This window comes from Sulfuricurvum kujiense DSM 16994, from assembly GCF_000183725.1.
GTDB classification, from domain to species: Bacteria; Campylobacterota; Campylobacteria; order Campylobacterales; family Sulfurimonadaceae; genus Sulfuricurvum; species Sulfuricurvum kujiense.
This window is the reverse complement of sequence record NC_014762.1, coordinates 2,405,692-2,426,917: the sequence shown is the minus strand read 5'-3', so window position 1 is coordinate 2,426,917 and position 21,226 is coordinate 2,405,692. Positions and strand designations below refer to the sequence as shown.

The following is a 21,226-nucleotide window of genomic DNA, read 5'->3' as shown; positions in this document are numbered from 1 at the left end:
AGTTATATCTTTAGCTTATAAATTTTTGTCAAAGGACTAAGGATAACGGGCTGAAAAAGGTTTTTGTCATAGTTTTCCAATACAAACATTTGGATATACGTAGAGTTGAAATAATAATCATCCAACACTAAAAATTGATTGTAACTTGCCATAAATATGACATTAAGTCCTTCTGACGCAAAGGTTTGCCGATTGATTTTAATTCTTTGGTTTTGATCGTATCCCACTTGGTAAAATACTTTGACAGGGACATTTTGTGAACCTATTTTAAGGGTGCTTGTCGCTTTATCGATCGATACTCCCTGTCCTAATTCCAGCGTCTTTCCGGTATCTTGGATATTTTGGCTTGCATAAAAGAAAGGCTGGGGTGCACTTTTACCTGTTTTAAGATCAAGATTGCTAAAGAGAGCTACCGTTGGGAAAATTTCCATCATCCGCAGCGGTAAATACAGGTATACATCCCGCGTTTTCGGAGGTGTTTTGTACTCAGGAAGAGCTATTGCGTTTAAAAAGTCGTTCGGATCTTTAAACCCTTCTTCATTCATCATATATTCGAAAACACTGGAAAAAGAAGAGTTTTGATCACGAAAGTTTTTTTCCATGTATTCGGTGTTGAGACGCAGCATATGGGCAACGGATAAAGGATCAGAACTCGTCAATACGAAAGAGATAGGGTAGTTTTGCCCGCCGGAGTGTTGCGCACCGTCGGCCCACGTTTTTACATTAGCGTAATATCGGATAGGAAACCCGAAATCCCACCAGCCTACCACATAATCTTTGCCCGAAGCCATTTTATTGAGTTCGTTTAGGGCGACTACTTCATGATTGCTGAGTACAGGCGGGGTGATATACGCTCTGACATGGGCATAGTTCGGGGAAAGAACGGCGAACATAAATGTTGCGATACTCAAATATTTCAGAAAAGGTTTTTGAATAAACTGGGTTGTGTAGAGGATAAGAAAAGCAATACCGATAGCCATAGGCGGTACTGCATAAATGGTAAAGCGCAATCCGGCAGACATAGCAATAAACCCAAGCCCTACAAGAGGCAACGTGATCAGAAGCGGTCGATAGGCAATAAGCGCCAAAATGTATCCCACTACTGCAAGAACAAACGTAATCGTATGTCCGCTGATCCGTTCGGCAAAAACATTAAACGGTATTTGCCCCGCTTCGCGCACGGTTGACATAACGTTGTAAAAGTTTAGGGTAGAAACGGTATTTTTCCCCTCGCCGTTAAAGAAATAGCCTTGGATGAAGTGGAGAATCGGCTCAACGCCGCCGGTCGAGAAATACAGAGCGACGACCGCAGCGAAAAGAACCCAAAACAGTTTTTGCGAAAGTTCGCGCTGAAAGTGAAAGAGTGCGAACAGTATTAAGGCTAAGCCGATTTTAGCGATAAACGCAATTGCTAAAATTCCGATAAGGATAAAGAGGGAAATTTTGTACAGATAAAGATTTTTGCGGTCAAAAAGAAGTGTATACCCGACAATCATTCCAAATAAAGCGGTATCCAGCGCATAGGCTTGAGGGTACCACCATTGATAGAGGGCGATTGAGATTGAGATAGGGATAAGATATCGGTTGCGCTGATGGGTGAGTGCTAGAATGAGGGAGTACATCTCCAGTACGGGGAAAACGATATTGAGCATATCGGTGTCGTAATACCCGACCATTGTCCGGTTATAGTAGCTGTTGGCGATAGAGGCGAGAAGCGCCGCTAAAAATCCCATCGTCGTTTGATTCAGAGCACGGCCGATAAGAATTATGGGGATGACGATAAGTGATCCGAGAAATGCCGGCATGTACAAAATAAGGGTTTCAAAGCTTACGGGAATGATTTTGGAGAGCGCGGCCGTAAGTTTTGCGGGTGCCCCCTCAACCGGAGAATTGTCGTTTTTATCATGACTGCCCGCAAGAATATCCCGAGCCCCTTCCGCAAAATAGTATCCATCGTTATTGTTGATCATCAGTTCATTGTTCCAGCGAAATTGCGGAGCGGTCCCAAGCGTTTCAACAAAGGTAAAACGGACGGAAATAGAGAAAATGTAGGCGATAGCGATAAAAATAAATAATGTGCGTAAAGAGTTACGCTCTTCGTGTAGTTTTAACATTTCGTATTATTTCTCCGTATTTATATAGGGTATTTTAGCCAAATGAAGTAGCTTTATCAATTAGTTACGTTCGATTGCCTGTTTTACCAGAGAAACGATTCTTTCAACGTCGTTATCGGTTAGAGAAGAGCCGCTCGGAAGACAGATTCCCCGTTTGAACAGCGTATCGCTGAGACCGTTTAAACGCCCTTGTGCCCCTTGAAAGAGAGGCTGTGCGTGCATCGGTTTCCACAGAGGGCGCGATTCGATATTTTCCGCTTCCAGTGTGAGACGGAGCGATTCGGGTGAGATATGCTGCGGCAAGAGCAGAGTCGTAAGCCATCGGTTCCCGATACTCCCCTCCAGCTCGGGCATGAAGGATATCCCCTCAATCTCGCAAAGGGCCTTGTGATAGAGGTCGAATATCTCCCGCCTGCGTTCGATTCGCTCTGACAAAACTTCCATTTGTCCTCGACCGATACCCGCAATAATATTGGACATCCGATAGTTGTATCCGTATTCGGTATGTTCGTAATGGGGAGCATTGTCCCGGGCCTGTGTGCTGAGATGGCGGGCATGCGCGATGAGCGTTTCGTCGTCGCTGACGAGCATTCCGCCGCCGCTGGTTGTGATGATTTTGTTTCCGTTGAAACTGTAAATCCCCATTTTTCCAAACGTTCCCGTCTGTTTGCCCTCAAAGCCCGCCCCTAGGCTTTCAGCTGCATCTTCTATGAGGTAAACCCCATAGTGCTCGCAGATAGCCGAGAGACGTTTGATATCGGCGCATTGGCCGTAAAGGTGGGTTACAATAAGCGCTTTAGGCTGTTTTTTGCCTTGTGAGGCTCTTTGGGAGAGCTCTTCTTCGAGCAGATTCGGATCGAGATTCCAGCTTGCCGTATCGGAGTCGATAAAAAACGGGGTGCACCGTTCGTACAGGATAGGGACGACGGAACCGATAAAGGTAAAGGTGCTTGCCATCACTTCATCGCCCTCTTTTATCCCTAAAACCCGTAATGCCAGATGAATCGCCGCTGTTCCGCTGGTCACGGCGAGAGCATATTTTGCCCCTGTATAGGCTTTGATTTGTGCTTCAAAAGCATCCACATTGTGTCCTAGCGGGGCAATATAGTTGCTCTCGAATGCTTCGTGTATATAGGTGAGTTCGTTACCTCCCATATGAGGCGGTGAGAGAAAAATACGTTGGTTCATTAAGACTCCTTGATCTCTTTGCAGGGGACTCCGTACGCTTTGGCATGATCGGAGATATGGTGTAGCACCACCGAACCGGCACCGATAATAGAATGGGCGCCTATGGCGATGTTTTGAATGATAGTGGAGCCGATCCCGATATGGGTGAACGCTCCTATCTTGACGTTTCCGGCCAGTGCCGCATGGGGAGAAATATGGACGAAATTTTCAATGCTACATTCATGTTCGATGACCGACCCGCTGTTAAGGATAACTCCCTCACCGATAGATGCATTGGCGTTGACGGTCACGTTCGGCATGACAACGCTCCCCCTGCCGATCGAGACTGAGTCGGAAACAACGGCGCTGGGATGGATCAACGTAATGACGCTTAATCCGTTTTGAACGATTTTTTCAAAAAGACGAGCCCGAACGTGATTGTTTCCCACCCCGAATGCAATGGGAATGTGCGTGTCATTTTTGATCTCTTCAAAGGTCGGATGCACGTTTTCTCCGTCATCGATAAAGCGGATATCGTCATAGCCGTTAGCTTTGGCAATATCGGCAACGACGAGTCCGTGACCGCTGGCACCGTAAATGTAGATACTCTTCATCCATTTCCTTTAAATTTTTCCATCGTTGCGGCACCCTCTTGAGAGATTCCCTCTTTGATGAGCACTTTTTTAACGGTGAGAAAAAGGATTTTAAAATCCATCCAAAACGAGATATTTCGGACGTATTCGGTATCAAAACGGAATTTATCTTCCCATCCGATCGCGTTGCGTCCGTTGACCTGAGCCCATCCTGTGATACCTGGGAGGACGTCGTGGCGCTTTTGTTGTTCGGCATTATACAGCGGAAGATATTCGACAAGCAACGGACGGGGGCCGATAAAGCTCATCTCCCCTTTGAGGACGTTAAAAAGCTGAGGGAGCTCATCAATGCTAAGTGAGCGGATGATTTTGCCGACCCCTTTGAGTCGCTGTTCATCGCTGAGCAGTTCACCGTTTTCATCCCGTTCGTCCGACATGGTGCGGAATTTGTAGATCGTAAAGATCTTTCCTTTGTATCCGGGTCGTTTTTGGGTGAAAAAGAGGGGGCGTCCCAGTTTTAGATAGACCGTCGCCGCAACGATCAAAATGAGCGGAGAAACGAGTATTAGGAGGAACAATGCGCCCACTCTGTCCGATAGGGGTTTGAGAATTTGTTTATACATGGCGGACAGTGTCGCTTTTGGAGTTGAAAAGGTGCTCAAACTCACCATGGAGCGCTTCCCAAAAAACGTTCTGATCGTACCGCTTCAGGATACTTTTTCTGGCGTTTTTTTTGAGTGCGGCATAAAGGTCCGGAGAGTCTACAAGCTTTTCGATACCGTCGATAAGATGAGAAATACTTTTGGGTTCGACGAGAAGGCCGTTGTCCCCTTCTATGATCACCTCGTTGCAGCCGTTGATATCGGTGGCAATGAGGGGAAGTCCGCAGCTTCCCGCTTCGATTAAGACATTGGGAAGCCCCTCGCGATAGGAAGGGAGGACCAATACGTCCGCTATGCAGAAGTAGGGGCGTATATCGCTTTGGAAAGGGATAACGCTGATACGGGAATGAACGGTGATCAGCTCGAACGTATCGGGATGAATAGGATCGAGTTCATGTTCGTAATCGCCTACAAGGAGCAGTCTGATTTTCGGATGGATTAGGGCAAGATGCTCAAATGCGGCTATGAGTTCGTTGATCCCTTTGTCGGCGACGATCCGTCCGGTAAAGAGGAGGAGAAAGTCGTCTCTGTCGATTCTCAAATTATGACGCAAAGAAAACTTTTCTTCGGAAGTGAACGTATCATTGAAATGGGCGGTATCGACCCCGTTAACCGAGCCGTAGCCGATTACATTGACTTTTTTGGAGGTGAGCTCTTTACGGATTATTTCTATTAGGTTGAGGCTGTTGGAGTAGAGGTTTGTAGCAAAGAAATAGGTGATTTTTTCTATGGCTTTGAGCAGCATGCGACGCTTATTGCTTGAACCCATATACGCGAGACCGACGATGAGGTGAACACGCAGCGGGACTCTCGCCAACCACGCGGCCATCATTCCGAGCAACCCCGCTTTGGGGGTAATCGTGTAAACCATATCGGGTTTTCGAAGCCGGAAATGGCGCCATAGGGAAAAAAGGACGGCAAGGTCTTTGAGAGGGTTGATCTGACGGGTGAAATCGACGATGGTGATTGAGACGTTTTCATAGGCTTTGATCTTTTCGATACTCTCGCTGTACGATGTGATCAGTTCAATATCGTAAAAATCGCTCAGATAGCGGGGCTGACCTTTGAACCAGGTTTCAATCGAGAGGGGAACGGTGAGAACGATCGATATTTTCTTTTTGCTCATGAGCATGACAGCCGAGAGAGGAGGTAGGACTCGACATCCGAATATTCCGTCTTGCCGAGCAGATCGGCCATAATCGTATTGTCGGCGGTCGAAATTTTCAGCTCATCGCGGGTGAGGTTTCGGGTCTGCAAATGGAACCCGTGATTTTTTAAAAAATCGAGGAGATTGCGAACGGAAGTGCCTCTGGCACTTCCGATATTGATGATCGGGAGATTTTTGGCATCAAGAAGCCTTTGATACACTTCGACGACGGTATCGATGTGGACGAAGTCGCGTATGGCGTTTCCGTTATTGATAATCGTCAATTCTTGGTTATGAAGGTGCGACGTGATGATTTTGCCCACGATGGAAAATGTATCGTTCCCGCCGTACATGTTGAAAATACGGGCGATTGTATAATCGATTCCCCGATCTTGAGCGTATTTTTCAATCAGCTTTTCATTGCTTACTTTAAGCGCCGCGTGAAGGCTGATGGGTTTGAGTTCGTCACGTTCGCTGCACAGAACATTGTTCCCATAGACCGAGCTGCTGCTGGTGTAGATGATTTTTCGGATCGGGGTGCCGCGCAAATAATCGAGGATTTTGGCGGTAATGTGGATCGAATTTTCGATGTATTCGGAAAGGTGTGCGCCGTCGTTGAGCGACACCGCCGTTTGGAAATTGTTAAAAATCAGATTGAGGGGCTGGGTCGTATACGCATCAAGGAGAGCAATGTTGTTGGTGAGCTCACGGGATGAAAGGGCGTGGGTAGCAACCCGGGAGGTGAGGAGTGCGCCGGAAAGGTTGCTGTTTTGGCCGATGATAAGGGTGGTCAATGAGAACTCCAAGCGATCGATAGTTTTCTCCGTAACAGTTTAACGCTATTTAGAATATTTGCCAAGAAAAAATGGATAAACGGGATACGAGATTCCAAAAAGAGGAGGGCAAGCATGTAATAGATTTTCCGATAGCTGGTATCGGAGGTACGGTTGGACATGGCCGTAGAATGAATTCGGTAATAGATGAGAGGAACGGAGATCTTGGCTGCAGCCATTCCTACTTGAAAATTGATGATGTGAAACATCCAATCTTCGACGGCGACTAGATTCTTCTCTTCGGGAAAGAGGGTATCGAGGGTTGAACGACGTATCAGGACGGTATTAATATTGACGAAATTACCGTAAAAAATAGCATTTTTCGGTGAGAGAAAGTAGGAAAGACCGGAGAGAAAACGTTGCTTCCGTGTGGGAAAAACATTGCCGGATTCGTCCATAATATCAGCGGATGAGTAGACCATATCGGTTTGGGGGTGTTGATCTAAAAAATCGAGTTGGGTTTGGAGTTTGTGCGGTTTCCATACATCGTCCGCATCCACAAAGGCGATATATTCCCCTCGGGCCGCTTTTATCCCTTCGTTTCTCGGATATGCGGGGCCTCCTTTATTGACCGATAGCTCGATGATTGTGATTCGATCGTCTAAGGCTTGAAATTTTTGGAGGATTTGCCCCGATGCATCGGTAGAAGCGTGATTGACGAGGAGGTATTCAAAGTCGGTAAAGGTTTGGTTTAAAACGGAACGAATCGTCTCTTCTAAAAACTTTTCGCCGTTATAGACGGGTGTTATGACCGAAACTTTAACATTACGATTTTGCATTGTCTCTTCCGTAAACACGCATGTATTTTTGAAGACCCGATATCAACGGAACGGAAGGTTTCCACCCCAGCTCTTTTTCCACTCCGCCGGTATCGGCGATGGCTTTGAGCGTATCTCTTGAACGTGCCTGACGCCCATTCCACAGCACATTTGGTTGCACGCCGCCGATGCGGGAGACGATATCGGCAAGTTCGTGGATGCTCGTCCCTTTGCCGGTCCCGATATGGTACATATGATAGGGTGTCGAAAGAGAGTTGTAGTTTTGAATCAGCAAAAGATAAAAACCGACGACATCGTCAATATGGATGAAATCCAAAACCTGATGCCCTTCGCTCATCGGTACGGGCTGATCGGATCGGGTCGCATCGATCATATAGTCGACGATTTTTTTCTGTTTTGCCTCTCGGCCGTAGACGGAGTATAAAACGGCATTTACAAATATAAAGCCGTGCAGTTTGCTGAAATAGTCGATGATAGAACATGACGCGCTCTTGGTTGCAGAATAAAAGTAGGTGGGTTCGAGAACTCCGTCGTTGCGATGAAATTCGGAAAATGACCCCGCATTGACGAAGAGTTTGAGATGGGAATGTTCCAGTTCTTTCAGGAGCAAAGAGACAAATACGATATTGGAATCGATCAGCCGGATAATCTCTTTTTTCTCGTCTTGGCTGGTGGAGTAGGATGCCAAATGGATGACGATATCGGTGCGCAGAGTATCGAGGCCGGGAGAAAAGGCTTCTCCGTCAAATACCACATGGTTCACGGCATCGTCAAAGAGCGCTTTGGACGTTTTAAGATTTCGGACAACCACGGTCACCGTGTAGCCCAAAAGAATGAGCTGTTCGGTTATGGCCTGACCGATCGTTCCGGTGGCGCCGGTAATCAGGATGGAGGGTTTACCATTCATAGGCTATCGCATCCAGCTCAAGAGTAAGGGCTTCGGCCGGATCATGTTCCAAATCGGCAACATTCAAAAGCAGGTTAAATTCTTCCAATCCCAGGAACGCCATCCACACATTCGGAGGAACGCTCAGGCGCTGGTAGGCGCTTGGACCCAAAACGGTGGCAAAAAATTTCCCTTTTGTGGAAGAATCTGCTCTGTCGTCAAAAAGGACGAATTCGATAGATCCGACCGGGACGATCAGGTTAAGGGTCATTTTCGTATGTTTTTTCCACCCTTTGATGCAGTTTTGACGGACGGTTGAAAAATAAGCTTCGCCGAAAGCATGAAAACCGTTATCGCTTTGTTTGAGTGCATGATACACATCCCCTTTGGGATGAGGGATACGTTTGAGGGGGGTGAGGATCACTCCGTCCATTGCAGTGAATCCTTTGTTGCCAAGTGTTCGTACTCTTCGATTTGTTGAAGGGTTTTGAGATACATATCGCCTTTGGTGCGATAAAAATCGTAATACCATTCGCTTGTGAAGCGGATGGTTTGCTCATAACGGAGCGTCGAGTGCCATTTCAGAGAAAAAAGGGCCTTGTCGCAGTTGAGTTTTAAAAGGCCTGCTTCGTGAAAAGGGATATGGTCGGTTACGGTAAACGCGTCCATGGCAGTATCGAAGTGCCAATATCGGCTCAGATCTTCGAGCAGCTGTTTGACCGTATGGTTTTGTTCCGCCCGGGGACCGAAATTAAAGGCTTCCCCATGCAAAGAGACATTGAGATGCAGTTCCGCCCCCAACTGAAGGTATCCGCTGAGAGGCTCTAAAACGTGTTGCCACGGACGGGTGGCGTCGGGGCTTCGAATTTCAACTTTTTCATTTTGGCTCCATGAGCGCATACAGTCGACAACGATCCGATCTTGCGCCCAATCTCCCCCACCGATCACATTGCCGGCTCTGCCGATTGCGATTTTGACCTGAGACTCGCGCGAACGGAAAAAGGAGTGAAAGTACGATTTGATGACAAGCTCGGCGGCACCTTTGCTTCCGCTGTAGATATCTTTTCCCCCCATTTTATCGTCTTCGCGGTATCCCCAAACCTGCTCAACGTTGTCGTAGGCTTTGTCGCTCGTGATGATAATGGCTGTACAGGGGTGATTGGATAGTCTCAGCGCTTCTAAAACATTGGCCGTCCCCATGATGTTGGAGGAGAGTGTTTCGATAGGGTCGGTATACGAGAGTGAAACGATCGGCTGAGCCGCAAGATGAAAGACGAAATCAGGATGTTCGGCGGAGATGATGCTTTGCACCGCCGGAAGGTCCCGGATATCGGTTTGATAATGGGTGATTTGCCGCTCAATCTCTAACTCCTCAAACATCGAAGGCTTTGTCGGTATGTCTTTGGAGATGCCTACCACTTTGGCACCGAGTTTGAGCAGCCAGATACTCAGCCAACTCCCCTTAAAGCCCGTATGCCCGGTGATTAGAACTTTTTTTCCGTTATAAATATTCTTGAACATGCTTAGTTCCAAATTTTCCACGGAGCCATACCGTGATCCCATAAGTGGTTGAGGTCGTTTTTGTCTTTCAGGCTGTCCATCGGTTTCCAAAAGCCTTGATGCTGATAGGTAAAGATCTCCCCCTCTTCGGCGAGTTTTTGCAGCGGTTCTTGTTCGAAGACGACCGTCTCATCGTCGTCAATGTAATCAAAAACGTTGGGTTCGCAAACAAAAAACCCTGCATTGACCCAGTTCCCGTCCCCTTTTGGTTTCTCCAAAAATTTTGAAACACGGCCGTCACTGTCAATATTCAATGCGCCGAAACGGCCTGCCGGCTGAGAAGACATCATGGTGAGCGTTTTCCCGTGTGTTCGGTGAAACCGGAGAAGTTCCTCGATATTGATATCCGACACGCCGTCTCCGTAGGTGAGCATGAACGGTTCGTCGCCCACGAATTTTTGCGCTTTTTTGATCCGTGATCCCGTCATGGCATTGAGCCCGGTATCCAATAGCGTCACTTTCCACGGTTCGCTTGAATTGTTCAGAATTTCCATTTTATTGTTTTTCAGATCTATGGTCACATCGCTTTGGTGGAGAAAATAGTTCGCAAAATATTCTTTGATGTAATACCCTTTGTATCCGAGCAAAACTACAAATTCGTTAAATCCGTAAGTGGAATAAATCTTCATAATGTGCCAAAGGATCGGTTTTCCTCCGATTTCGACCATCGGTTTGGGACGGATATCGGTCTCTTCGCTGAGTCTGGTCCCAAACCCGCCGGCTAGTAACAATACCTTCATTCCTTGGCTGCCTCCTGCTTTAATTCAAATACTTTGCATATAGTTGCTTCGGTCGGTTCAATAAAAAAATTATTTTTATACCACTTCGCGATTTCTTGGATTCTTGATCTGTTTTCTTGTCTAAAATTGAGCAGTTTATTATATAGCATCGGGATATCATCTTTACTGAATGCGATCTCCCATATCTCCCCTTTGCCATGTTCGACAAGGGGATTGGCCGTCAAATTGCTTTGGCTGGCGACGATGATCACGGATACGCCCGATGCAACCGCTTCGACCAAAGTCCCCGATGCGGTGCCGATGACCATTTTGGCATGGGCGAACAGCGTATAGATCGATTCGTTGGAGAGGATGACATTTGAGGGCAATGGATAGAGCCGTTGGATGGCAACGGCAGGGTGGTTTTTGAATATAACGTCGGAAAAACGAGGGACACTTTCCAACATATAGCGGGTGTCGGATTCGATATAAGAGCCGAGGATGATGATATTTTTTTCTTCTTTGATGCCGTCGAAATGAAAAAGCTCTTTATAGCGCAACGACCCCCCCGTCTCATATCGGAGATGTTTGCGATGGAGAATATAGTGGCTGCCGTTGACCAAAACTTTATGCGGCGATGAGAGCATCTCAAAATCGAGATCGTCGACATAGGCGTTAAAATAGGTTTCATAATTGAGAAAAAACTGGCAGCCGACGAGTTCAATGTTCGGGTTGTTTTTGCGGATTCCGAAATTGAAACCTCTTTCGACGGCCTGAAATTCACTCCACGAGAATATTTTTTCTACCGTCGGAATGTTGGCCACATTTTTGCCTAAAACGTATCGGCTGAAGGATTCGAAACTGACGTTTTTGATGTCACTTACCAAGGCGTGGTTGAAGATTCGGTCATCCAGATTGTGAGGTTTTTGCCAAAGGCGGAGTGTTTTAAACGGATACGCCAAAAAGAGCATCGCCAGTTCTAAAAAATCGCGTAGGGTAAGCAACTCGAATTCCAAAAGAAAATCCCGACGGTCCTGATTGATAATTTTGAAAAAAGGGATCAGTTTGAACGGATTTTTTCCCGCACCGTAAAATCGGAGGAGGAGGGTGTAGGGCCGGGAATATTTTTCAAAAACATCATAAAGATCCGTAAAATAAGAATCTTTGAATGTTCCGTTACGATTGACGGTATCGACAAGGGCGAAAACATCGATGAGGGTGGTCGGCTTAGAGCGGCGTTCTTTGGTGAAATAGATTTTGTATACGAGATAGCTGATGAGGTAGGTGAACAACACATAGAAGTTTTTGCCGTAAAACAGGATAGTATTTTTAATGAATACCCAGAAAATATTCGAAGCGGGAGTCTGTTTTGAGAAAAAATGTTTTGGAAACACTGTAGCATAAGGGTTTTTCGTCAGCGTCGCATTGAGGATGGTAAAGATGTCACGGGGGGCTCTTTTTTTGATGGAATCGAGATAGTGATGAAAAAGGGGCTTTTCTCGCTGATAGCTATGTTCGAGCTCTTGCGGTGTCACGGCCGAAATCCGTTAAACGATTCAAGATAACACCCAAACGGTTTGAGCTCCCCATTATTATAGCCATAAAAACGGATCCCATTCGCTTGTGCCGCATGGTAGTCGTTGATGCTGTCGCCGATCAGGATCGTGTCGTCTTGGTGATAATGATTATGTTCCAAGACCGCACGGACCAGTTCGGGTTTTGGGGTCGGTGAACCATGTATCGATTTAAAATAATGATCGATTTTAAAATGGTTACACAAATTTTTCAACTCCCGCTCTTCAGCACCGGAGACGATGTGGCAGTTATAATGGGCACAATGGTGTTCGATGAATGCAACGGTTTCGGGAATCAGATTGGCCGGATCGAAAAGCTTTTGGGCAATAATCTCTCCAAATCGGTTCGCGAGACATTCGACCTCGGTTTCGGATATCTCCTGATGAATGAGGTGAGTAAAAAAATAGCGTATTTTTGCAAAGCGCGACACTCCGCCGTTTGCGTAATGGTATTTTTCGAGCTCGTTGCGCTCTCTTTCGGGATACGCTTTAAACAGTTCGACGAATCCGTCCCCTTTGATTTTCATACTGTCGAGGATGACGCCGTCGAAGTCAAAAAGGATATTTCGTATCATACGACGGTTGCCATGACGGTACAGGGGATGCCGTCGCAGTGTTCGATTCGCAGGGGGGCGATAATGAACGAAGTGAATATACTTGATGCATCGACACAGCGTAAATCCATATCTTCGAGCAGCAATACGGGATGATCGGGATTTAAAAACCGTCTGTGCGCTTCCCTGCCGATGGTTCTGTCTTGAAAACTGGAAACGGAGATGGTATCAAAGCCGAAAACACGGATTGAGGGGAAACGCTCGGTCAAAACCGTGTACACGTCGGGATGAAATCCGTAATTTTGGCTCCAATAGGTCTCTTCGGCCCGATGAGCGCATGCACCGGTTTTGACGAGGAGGAGGTCGTATCCCAGGTCGTCGATGAGGGAAAGCTGACGGATAAGTTCATCTTTGATCACCAGAGCCTCGGGGCGTATCTCTAAAAACAAGATATTCGAAAAAGAAAAAAAATCGGCATTATACGCACTGATCGTTTGACCGTTTTCGTAAAAATGGTACGGCATATCTAAATGGGTTCCAATGTGCACTGTTGTTGTAATCGTGCTATCGTTGGCGACATCCCCTTGTGTAATGGCGCTTTTTTTGTCGATTCCAAACCGATTGCGGTTTCCGTAGGACGGTGTCGAAGAGTTGAGGGTATAAGAGAGAAAAATCATTCGCTATGGAGCTCTTTATGAATGAACTGAATGCATTCGAGAAGCCCCTGCCCTAAATCGATATAGGGGTTGGCAACCAGCTTTTTAGCCGCACTGGGGTGGAATGCATACGGGGTGATTTTATAATGTCCCATATTCTCGGTGTTATGCTGGGTGATTGTCAAGCTGTTTTGCATGATCTCGTTGATCATCGTCAACAGCTCGATCCGTTTGAGTTTTTCGATTCCCGTCAGGATGATGTGTTCGTTTTCGTATTGGGCATCTTCGATGATATCGACGGAAAGTTTGGCCGCATCGGCGGCATGGATATATTCGCGGATATCTTCTCCGTCTCCGCTATAGTGCAAGGTTCCGTTTTGCAGAGCGTCCGAGAGAAGATTGTAGATGTAATTGTTATGACTCGCCCGTTCGCCGTAGAGCGAGCCGTAGCGGATAACGGTATATTTTAGACCATAGCGTTTGTAATATTCATCGGTCAGTTTTTCGGAGGAGTGTTTGCTGATTCCATAAAACGAACCCTCACTGCTGAGAGCGTACGCACTGCTGGCATAAACAAAACGTTCGATTTTGCCGTTTTGACGGCATGCTTCGAGAATATTGAGATTACCCATCACATTAATTGACATGGTATGAACCGGCTTATGGATCGCTTCATCGAGATTGGCGATAGCGACAAAATTATAAACCAAAGCGGCCCCTGCTATTGCCTGTTCGACCTCACCCATCTCCATGATATTGACCCGTACAAACGTCTGTTTGGGTTTGAGATAGGGGGATGGGGCGATATCGGCGATAACAACATCATACTTGCGGCGCGTAAACTCGTCTGCGACGTAGCTTCCTAAAAAACCGCTTCCTCCGAAGATAACCACTTTTTTCATAAATTAAAATACTCTCTTACATGGTGAATAGCGCTGAACCCCATCGCTTCTACCGCTTCGATAGCATTACCCCCGATATGCGGCGTACAGATGAGGTTCGGCAATGTTAAAAGTTCCGTATCACTCGGAGGCTCTTCAATATAGGCATCGATTGCAGCTCCGGCAATTAAACGATTTTGCAACGCAAATTTTAAATCATTTTCGTCAATTATACCACCACGTGCACTGTTGAGGATGAATGCGCTGGATTTCATCTGTTCGAAGACGGCTCGGTTGATCATTTTGTTCGTCGTATCGTCCAGCGGGGTATGGATGGTGACGATATCGGATTGCGCATAGAGCGCTTCTTTGGTGGCTTCGATGAGGTTATGCTTTTTGTAATAACCGGATTGATCGATGATGTCGTTGACTAAAATCGTGCACCCGAACGGTTGTAAAAGGCGGATGAGCTCTTTACCGATATGGCCGACACCGATAATACCGACTGTTTTTCCACTAAGTTGAAAACCGCCGGATTTGTTCCAGATACCGTTTTTGAGCTCATTGGAGGTGATGTAGAGATTCCGGCAGAGCATCAGCATATAGCCTAGCGCCATTTCGGCGACCGAGAGGCGGTTTACCCCTCCGGTCCATCCGATTTGCACTCCCCGTTTTCGGCAAGCATCCAAATCGATATTGTTGAGCCCGACACCGTATTTCGAAATGATTTTAAGATTCGGGCAGGCGCTGAGGATTTGATCGTTGATCTCTTCAAGCCCGACGATGATCGCATCGGCATCGTGGATATGTGCAATGAGTTCCGGTTCTGAAAACCGCTTCCCCTCCGTATTAAGGATACCGTCCGGGAAAAAGGTCAAAAATTCTTTTTGAAGCGTTTCATTTTTTGAAAAAGAAGGGGAGAGAGCGATGATTTTCATACGCTCTCCTTGTAGATTTTCAAGATGACCGTATCGCACCGCCAATGGCGTTTTAAGTCCTCCCGATACGATTGCAACGTTTCGGGGCTGAAAATATCGTTATAACGGTTTTGACCTCCCGGTTTTCCGTCCATCATCCACGTCATATGATTGGAGAGATCATAACGTTGTTCGGGGAGCAGCTCGTAGTTGTACCCTAGCGTGTCCAAAATGTAACGCAGCGAATCGGGGGTGTAATAATAGTGGTGTGCGATCGACCAATAAAATTTTTCAAATGAGGGAATCGTATACAAAGAGGTCAGCGGATCGGTGGCGGAGGGGATTTCGGCGATGATCACCCCTCCCTCTTTGAGAAGCCCGTAGGTTTCTTGCAAAAAAGCGAAAGGATCGGCAATATGTTCAAAGACGAAAAAATGGCTAATCAGGTCGTATTGTTTCGGATCGTTTTTTGTCAGTTCTTCGAGGGACTCATAGGCGCGATACCCTTTTTTTTGGAGAAATTCCAAAAACTCTCCGGAGGGTTCGACTCCGGTACACTGCAACCCGGCCGTGTGGAAAGCATCGAGCATGAATCCGCTTGAGCAGCCGATTTCAAGCAGTTCCAAACCCGGTTTGAGATGCGGCGATAAAAACTTCCATCTCCGTTCCACCTGGTCTTGATTGGTTTTGATGTGGTTTTCGGCATTGCTCCAGTCTCTGTGATCGCCGACACGCTGCGCCATAAATTTTTCAAACTCTTTTTTATAAAAATGTTTCTCTTCTTCGGGGGTGAGTTTCGGGTCCATATAGATCGCTTTACACGAACGGCATTCCCAGAATTTATAGTGTTCGCTTCCGCCGAACACATAATCGGCCCGAACCGATTGCAGGTTCTCTTCCGCCTTACAAATTCTACATATCGGCATGCATTTCCCCTTTTACCCAATTGACGAAATGGTGAATCCCCTCGCTCAGCGAGACTTTTGGCTCCCACCCCAAATCGTTTTGCAGCTGCGTAATATCGGCGTAGATTCCGAATTGGTCTCCCGGAGTCCCCTCCGTAAAGTAAATCGGATATTCAGGCGATCCCCACGCTGTTTTGAGTTCGTTTAACAGCGCTTCTACCGTCGTCTTTTTCCCTGTCGCGAGATTGTAGGTTTTTCCATACGTTAGAGGGTTGTCGATGGATGCCGTCCAGACATCCACGACGTCATCGATGTAGGTTAGATCCCGGTAACGCTCTTTGAACCCTTTGACGATTACCGGCTCGTTGCGCATAAAGTAAGCCAGATAGATACTCACCATCCCTTGTTTCAGATTGGCCATATTTTGACCCGGTCCATATACGTTGAACAGGCGAAAAGATGTCGTATTAAGACGATCGGAAAAAACACGTACATACTGTTCCGCCGCCAATTTTGTGATCCCGTAATACGATTTTGGATTTTTCGCCTGATTTTCGCGGATGGGTTTGTCGTCCACATCCCCGTATATGCTCATCGTCGAAGCGTAGATAAATCGGCCGATCCCCTCTTCAACAGCGAAATTGAGGAGATTGAGGGTTCCCAGTGTATTGGTCAAAACATCGTATTGGGGCTTTTCGAAACTGATTTCTCCTGAACTTTGGGCGGCCAGATGCAAGATGGCGTCGATTTTTTTCCCGCGCAGCGACTCATATACCGATTGATCCGCAATATCGCCGTGGATAAAAGTACAGGTGGATGGAAGATTGGTGCGGTTTCCGGTGAGGAGGTTATCGATCCCAATGAGCTTATGCCCCTGTTTTTCCAATGCTTTTGCAATCGAAGATCCGATGAAACCGGCGATTCCGGTAATAAGATAGGTTGCCATTTATCCTCTTTTTTTGATCAGTTTTGCCGGGACGCCGCCCATGACGGAAAAAGACTCTACGTCTTTTGTTACGACGCTTCCGGCTGCGATAACAGATCCTGTCCCGATGGCAGTATTGGCGGTTATCACGCAGTTTGATGCGATCCAGACATCGTTTTCGATGATGATTTCACCGTATTTGTGCCCTTGTTGGTTGAAAGGGATATCGGGATTCGAAAATTCATGATCGGCAGCTCTTAAAACACAATTCGGACCGATGGAACAATCGTCGCCGATAACGATTTTCCCTCCGCTGGCCCCGAGTTGGGTATTAGTGTTCATTGAAAAATTGTTGCCGATCACCAATACGCCATCGTCATGAGCATAAAGATAACTGTTTTTCATGATATTTATGTTTTTACCTAACTCGATATTTTTAAAATCGGTGATGGTGACACCTCGATCGATGCGAAAAAAACCGTCCGTCTTTTTAAAAAGTGTTTTATAGCCGTAATAGCGTATTCGAACACCCAACGAGGTCGGAATTGATCCGAGAAAACCGATATAGAGTTCGAACAGGATTTTTAGGATCATCTTTTACGATTTGATAATAAAAGCTTGACCGGACGCTAAAGCAAGGAAGAAATCATTTTTATCTTTCATGAATTCATCCGTTGCTTTTTTAGCTCCGGGAAAATAGGTAAAACCGTAGTCATCCAATACGATTATTCCACCTTTGAGCATTCGGGGATAGAAAAATCCCAATGCATCCAAAATCGGTTGATACATATCGACGTCAATATGGACAAAACCGAAACTTCGATCGCTTGTTTCGGGGAAACGTTCGGGAATCCACCCTTTTTTGTAGTCGATAAAATTAAAGTCTTTGAGATTATTTCTAACGATATCTTCGCCGCAGGCGAATTCCTTTTTTCGGGCTTCTTGATCTTTGATTCCGCCCAAAGGGATATCGGCTTCTTCAAAATCGGAAAGTCCTTCGAAAGAGTCAAAAATGATAAAACGGTTTTGGAAACCTCTTTTAGCCATTTTGTAAGCGATTTGATAAGCAGAGAGCCCGCGCCAGCAGCCGCATTCGGCAACCTCCCCGTTCATCGGGGCTTTCTCTATGAGCTGGTTAAGGACGTAATGACGCTCACGGCGTGAGAGGTTGTCGCTTGTTTCCATTTGGGTTTTGCGTTGTGCCAGAGAGTAGAGAGCTGTAAAGTTTTCATCACTCTCAAACTGCTTGATCGGTATTTTCGGTTTTCTCTGAATCTCTAAATCGATGAGAAGAAAAAGCTTTTTGACCCATCGTTTAAACATCGGCATACCCTTTTGCAAATAAAGGATCTTGGCTCATCATTGCATTGACGGTATTGAGATCCTCTTGCGTATCGACCGCTTTGGTAACGTACTGCGTTGGGATCATCTTCACTTTTTGAGCGTTTTCGAGGATGCGCATCATATCGACCGATTCGATGATCTCCAGCGGTGTCGGTTCCATCGCGTTGTACTCAAGTAAAAAATCGCGTGTGAAAGGGATGACGCAGACCTGTTTTTTCATCGGGACGTCAAGTACCCCTTTTTTACGGCTGGGGATCGGTTCGCGAGAAAAGTAGAGTGCGAATCCTTGCTTATCCATGACGACTTTCACTTCATTGGGATTCTCAAACGCCTCAATGCTCTCCAAATCGGCGACCAAATTGGTGATGACCAAAGAGTTGTCCTGAATCATCGGTTCGATGGCTTCGTCGATCATCTGAGGAAACGTCAGCGGCTCGTCCCCTTGCACCATGACCATGATATCGCATTTCTCGCCGCTCGTTGCTTCGATTTTGAGCATCGCTTCGGCGCACCGGTCGCTGCACCGTTCGTGGCAGTCGCTCGTCATGACCGCTTTGCCGCCGATGGAAGTGATGTAATCAAAAATCACCTGATCACAGGTGGCAACGTAGACTTCATCGAGCCGCTTGGACATTTTCACCCGTTTATAGACATGTCCGATCATCGGCATTCCGCAGATATCGGCCATCGGTTTTCCCGGAAAACGGCTTGAGCCCATTCGGGCAGGGATTATGGAAATAATATTCATGTGTTTATCTCTTGTTTTAATCTATTCATGCCGCTTATTGCCGCATCTCTCATAAAGAAGTAATCGATCCCATACGCTAAAAAAGTACATCCTTGGTCTATTTTATCCTGCAATTTTTTAGGATCGGTATCGACGACATGAAACCCTGATGGGATGCCGTATGCTTTGCATCTATCGAGTACACGGCTGACGGCGCTTTTGACATCTGTTCTTTCGAATTCTCCGGGATATCCCATAGAACCGGATAAATCATACGGCCCTATGATCGTTCCGTCGATCCCATCGACTTGCACGATTTCATCGATATTGTTGACCGCTTCGATATGCTCAATCTGGGCTATGATTACAAGCTCTTCATTGACCCATTTTTTATAGTCTTCAAATTTCGTACCGTATTTTGAGGCGCGGTAAAGTCCTACACCTCTTTTACCTACGGGAGGGTATTTTGCATAATCCACCGCTTGGATAGCATCTTCTTTTGAGCATACCATGGGGACGATGATCCCATCGGCACCCATATCCAGCACGCGTTTGATGATGACCTCTTCGTTTTTGCTGACCCGTACCAGTGCTTTCATACCGTTTGCTTGAATGGTTCGAATCAGATTTTCGGTTGTTTCTAAATCAACAGACGTATGTTCGATATCTATTACGAGCCATTCAAATCCGGCCAGTGCCATAACTTCTACACTCATAGGATTACCGATCATGATCCAGCTGCCTATTGTAAGGGTGTTATTTTTGAGTTTATTTTTTAGCGACATTCAAAACCTTTGCCAACGTCGTTTTTATCTCATCGTGTGTGGTTGCGAAAACGGATGGAAATAGATATCCAAAAATGATAACCAAAACCGTGTATATAAACCCTGAAACGAGAAAAGAGGCGAGCGGCGTTGCGATCGGGGTGAGACGGGTCGCAGCATATGCGATCAGGACGAAAAAAAGGAGAGCCGTGATTTGATGCCGAAGGAAATAGCGCAGATCGAGAGCCAAAAATTTGGAATTGTAATAGAGTTGAACCGTTACGCCGACGAGTTGTGTCAATACCATTTTATAGGCTAGCCCCATCGCCCCCAGATCAAAAAAATAGATGAACAGAAGGGAGAAACACAGTCCGATAAGAGCGCTTGAAATGCCGATATTGCGATATCGGCTCGTTTGCCCCGTCGCATGGAAGACCGAGCCGCTTAACTGGCCGTAGGTTTGGTGGATGGGGTATAGTGCCATAACGACGAGTACCCAGTGCGCCTCTTTGAATTTTTCGTCGGCGAAGATTAACAGGACATTTTCGTTTTGAAACGAGATAAAAACGGCGAAAAAAGCTGCCAGCGAATAGAGCATCGGTATGTAGCGGTAAAAAAGCTTTTGCATCTGTTCTATATTTTTATGTTCGTAGGATTTGCTGAATTCCCGGGTAATAATGGGGGTCATGGCACTCGTAAATAAAAAGCACATCGCCGCGAGAGAATAGCTTAGCCCGTAAAATCCCATTTGTTCGCTTCCGCCCATCGTTTGCAGCAGCCAAATATCGAAAATGCCGATAGACATTCCGATAACCCCCGATACGACCAACGGATGGCAATAGTCGATAAACTCTTTTGCAATTTTTTTGACACTGAAATCGAAAGAGAGTATCTGTCGGTCGAAAATCTTTTTTTGCACAAAAAGCCAACCGATGACGATCAGAAACAGGGCGAGCACCGCGTAGTTATAGTAAAAATAGGTCTGCAGGTCGAAGAGGGTGAAATAGACGCAGTAAAAAAGAAAAAAAAGCGAAACGATTCTGTGTCCGATTTTGATCAGTTCGACCGAAACGGTCAGGGCGTAGGCATCCGATATTTTGATAAAAATCTGGGTGACCCATGTCAGAAATCCGTATATCAGCCCAAGGTAGATGTAGACGGCAGGAATATCCGGCAAAAGGGCAGCATTCAAATTCGATCGGTGAATCAAAACGATAGCCGATGAGAGGAAGAAGAATACGCCAAGCGAATAGAGGAAATAAAAGGTGATCAGTTCTTTGCGGGTATGTTTTGCCGAAAGTTTCGTAAAAAAAGCAGTGGAACTCCCCATATCCAGAAAGCCGATGATTTTGGCGAAAAAATCTTGCACAAAAACAAACTGTCCGTAGGGTACAGGGCCTAACGCTTTGGGGACGATAGCGATTAAAACGGCATTGATGAGCGCATTGACGACGTTGGCGATCAGTTTGATGCTGTAGCGTTTTTTAAGGCTGTCTTCCACCTGAAAATCCTTCGTAGT

The 21,226-nt window shown here is 46.3% G+C and carries 23 protein-coding genes; all 23 read right to left on the bottom strand.

Translation table 11 applies throughout. The features are described from left to right. Positions 1-2: 2 nt before the first annotated feature. Genes SULKU_RS12140 through SULKU_RS12030 form a run of 23 tightly spaced genes read right to left on the bottom strand, consistent with a single transcriptional unit; the run spans position 3 to position 21,208 of the window. Positions 3-2,114, bottom strand: a complete 2,112-nt coding sequence (locus tag SULKU_RS12140; RefSeq protein ID WP_013461270.1) for an STT3 domain-containing protein — start codon at positions 2,112-2,114, stop codon at positions 3-5. A gap of 60 nt (positions 2,115-2,174) precedes the next feature. Beyond that, positions 2,175-3,302, bottom strand: coding sequence for a UDP-N-acetylbacillosamine transaminase (pglE, locus tag SULKU_RS12135; protein WP_013461269.1), 1,128 nt, complete (start codon positions 3,300-3,302; stop codon positions 2,175-2,177). Beyond that, the gene (pglD, locus tag SULKU_RS12130; RefSeq protein ID WP_013461268.1) at positions 3,302-3,895 is read right to left on the bottom strand and encodes a UDP-N-acetylbacillosamine N-acetyltransferase; all 594 of its coding nucleotides are present in this window, start codon (positions 3,893-3,895) and stop codon (positions 3,302-3,304) included. Before pglD ends, pglE begins: the two co-directional genes overlap by 1 nt. Beyond that, complete coding sequence (pglC, locus tag SULKU_RS12125) at positions 3,892-4,497, bottom strand: undecaprenyl phosphate N,N'-diacetylbacillosamine 1-phosphate transferase (protein WP_013461267.1); 606 nt, start codon at positions 4,495-4,497, stop codon at positions 3,892-3,894. The genes pglD and pglC overlap by 4 nt, the downstream gene beginning before the upstream one ends. Continuing rightward, a complete protein-coding gene (locus SULKU_RS12120; RefSeq protein ID WP_013461266.1) occupies positions 4,490-5,662 on the bottom strand; it encodes a glycosyltransferase family 4 protein in 1,173 nt (390 codons plus the stop codon). The genes pglC and SULKU_RS12120 overlap by 8 nt, the downstream gene beginning before the upstream one ends. Continuing rightward, positions 5,659-6,477: an NAD-dependent epimerase/dehydratase family protein gene (locus SULKU_RS12115; protein WP_013461265.1), complete on the bottom strand. Its 819-nt coding sequence runs from the start codon at positions 6,475-6,477 to the stop codon at positions 5,659-5,661. Before SULKU_RS12115 ends, SULKU_RS12120 begins: the two co-directional genes overlap by 4 nt. Further along, the gene (locus SULKU_RS12110) at positions 6,474-7,295 is read right to left on the bottom strand and encodes a glycosyltransferase family 2 protein (protein ID WP_013461264.1); all 822 of its coding nucleotides are present in this window, start codon (positions 7,293-7,295) and stop codon (positions 6,474-6,476) included. Before SULKU_RS12110 ends, SULKU_RS12115 begins: the two co-directional genes overlap by 4 nt. Continuing rightward, complete coding sequence (locus SULKU_RS12105) at positions 7,282-8,202, bottom strand: NAD-dependent epimerase/dehydratase family protein (protein ID WP_013461263.1); 921 nt, start codon at positions 8,200-8,202, stop codon at positions 7,282-7,284. Before SULKU_RS12105 ends, SULKU_RS12110 begins: the two co-directional genes overlap by 14 nt. Beyond that, the gene (locus SULKU_RS12100; protein ID WP_013461262.1) at positions 8,192-8,614 is read right to left on the bottom strand and encodes a dTDP-4-dehydrorhamnose 3,5-epimerase family protein; all 423 of its coding nucleotides are present in this window, start codon (positions 8,612-8,614) and stop codon (positions 8,192-8,194) included. The genes SULKU_RS12105 and SULKU_RS12100 overlap by 11 nt, the downstream gene beginning before the upstream one ends. Beyond that, complete coding sequence (gene rfbG / locus SULKU_RS12095) at positions 8,602-9,702, bottom strand: CDP-glucose 4,6-dehydratase (protein WP_013461261.1); 1,101 nt, start codon at positions 9,700-9,702, stop codon at positions 8,602-8,604. The genes SULKU_RS12100 and rfbG overlap by 13 nt, the downstream gene beginning before the upstream one ends. Before the next feature lie 2 nt (positions 9,703-9,704). Continuing rightward, entirely contained in the window at positions 9,705-10,481 is a 777-nt protein-coding gene (gene rfbF, locus SULKU_RS12090; protein ID WP_013461260.1) for a glucose-1-phosphate cytidylyltransferase, read from the bottom strand. Then, positions 10,478-11,995, bottom strand: a complete 1,518-nt coding sequence (locus SULKU_RS12085) for a hypothetical protein (protein WP_013461259.1) — start codon at positions 11,993-11,995, stop codon at positions 10,478-10,480. The genes rfbF and SULKU_RS12085 overlap by 4 nt, the downstream gene beginning before the upstream one ends. Next, positions 11,992-12,609, bottom strand: a complete 618-nt coding sequence (locus tag SULKU_RS12080) for an HAD family hydrolase (RefSeq protein ID WP_013461258.1) — start codon at positions 12,607-12,609, stop codon at positions 11,992-11,994. Before SULKU_RS12080 ends, SULKU_RS12085 begins: the two co-directional genes overlap by 4 nt. Continuing rightward, entirely contained in the window at positions 12,606-13,265 is a 660-nt protein-coding gene (locus tag SULKU_RS12075; protein ID WP_013461257.1) for a cyclase family protein, read from the bottom strand. Before SULKU_RS12075 ends, SULKU_RS12080 begins: the two co-directional genes overlap by 4 nt. After that, entirely contained in the window at positions 13,262-14,146 is an 885-nt protein-coding gene (locus tag SULKU_RS12070; RefSeq protein WP_013461256.1) for an NAD-dependent epimerase/dehydratase family protein, read from the bottom strand. Before SULKU_RS12070 ends, SULKU_RS12075 begins: the two co-directional genes overlap by 4 nt. After that, on the bottom strand, positions 14,143-15,063 hold the full coding sequence (locus SULKU_RS12065; protein WP_013461255.1) for a phosphoglycerate dehydrogenase: 921 nt from the start codon (positions 15,061-15,063) through the stop codon (positions 14,143-14,145). Before SULKU_RS12065 ends, SULKU_RS12070 begins: the two co-directional genes overlap by 4 nt. Continuing rightward, complete coding sequence (locus tag SULKU_RS12060; protein ID WP_013461254.1) at positions 15,060-15,968, bottom strand: class I SAM-dependent methyltransferase; 909 nt, start codon at positions 15,966-15,968, stop codon at positions 15,060-15,062. The genes SULKU_RS12065 and SULKU_RS12060 overlap by 4 nt, the downstream gene beginning before the upstream one ends. Then, on the bottom strand, positions 15,955-16,893 hold the full coding sequence (locus SULKU_RS12055) for an NAD-dependent epimerase/dehydratase family protein (RefSeq protein ID WP_013461253.1): 939 nt from the start codon (positions 16,891-16,893) through the stop codon (positions 15,955-15,957). The genes SULKU_RS12060 and SULKU_RS12055 overlap by 14 nt, the downstream gene beginning before the upstream one ends. Continuing rightward, positions 16,894-17,466 (bottom strand): acyltransferase, encoded by a 573-nt coding sequence (locus SULKU_RS12050; protein WP_013461252.1) that lies wholly within the window; start codon positions 17,464-17,466, stop codon positions 16,894-16,896. 3 nt (positions 17,467-17,469) lie between these two features. Further along, positions 17,470-18,195, bottom strand: coding sequence for a TylF/MycF/NovP-related O-methyltransferase (locus tag SULKU_RS12045; RefSeq protein WP_013461251.1), 726 nt, complete (start codon positions 18,193-18,195; stop codon positions 17,470-17,472). Then, the gene (gene kdsB / locus SULKU_RS12040; protein ID WP_013461250.1) at positions 18,188-18,964 is read right to left on the bottom strand and encodes a 3-deoxy-manno-octulosonate cytidylyltransferase; all 777 of its coding nucleotides are present in this window, start codon (positions 18,962-18,964) and stop codon (positions 18,188-18,190) included. The genes SULKU_RS12045 and kdsB overlap by 8 nt, the downstream gene beginning before the upstream one ends. Continuing rightward, the gene (locus SULKU_RS12035) at positions 18,961-19,728 is read right to left on the bottom strand and encodes an HpcH/HpaI aldolase family protein (RefSeq protein ID WP_013461249.1); all 768 of its coding nucleotides are present in this window, start codon (positions 19,726-19,728) and stop codon (positions 18,961-18,963) included. The genes kdsB and SULKU_RS12035 overlap by 4 nt, the downstream gene beginning before the upstream one ends. Continuing rightward, positions 19,712-21,208 carry a lipopolysaccharide biosynthesis protein gene (locus SULKU_RS12030; protein WP_013461248.1) on the bottom strand — a complete coding sequence of 499 codons (1,497 nt, stop codon included), beginning with the start codon at positions 21,206-21,208 and terminating at the stop codon, positions 19,712-19,714. Before SULKU_RS12030 ends, SULKU_RS12035 begins: the two co-directional genes overlap by 17 nt. Positions 21,209-21,226 lie beyond the last annotated feature (18 nt).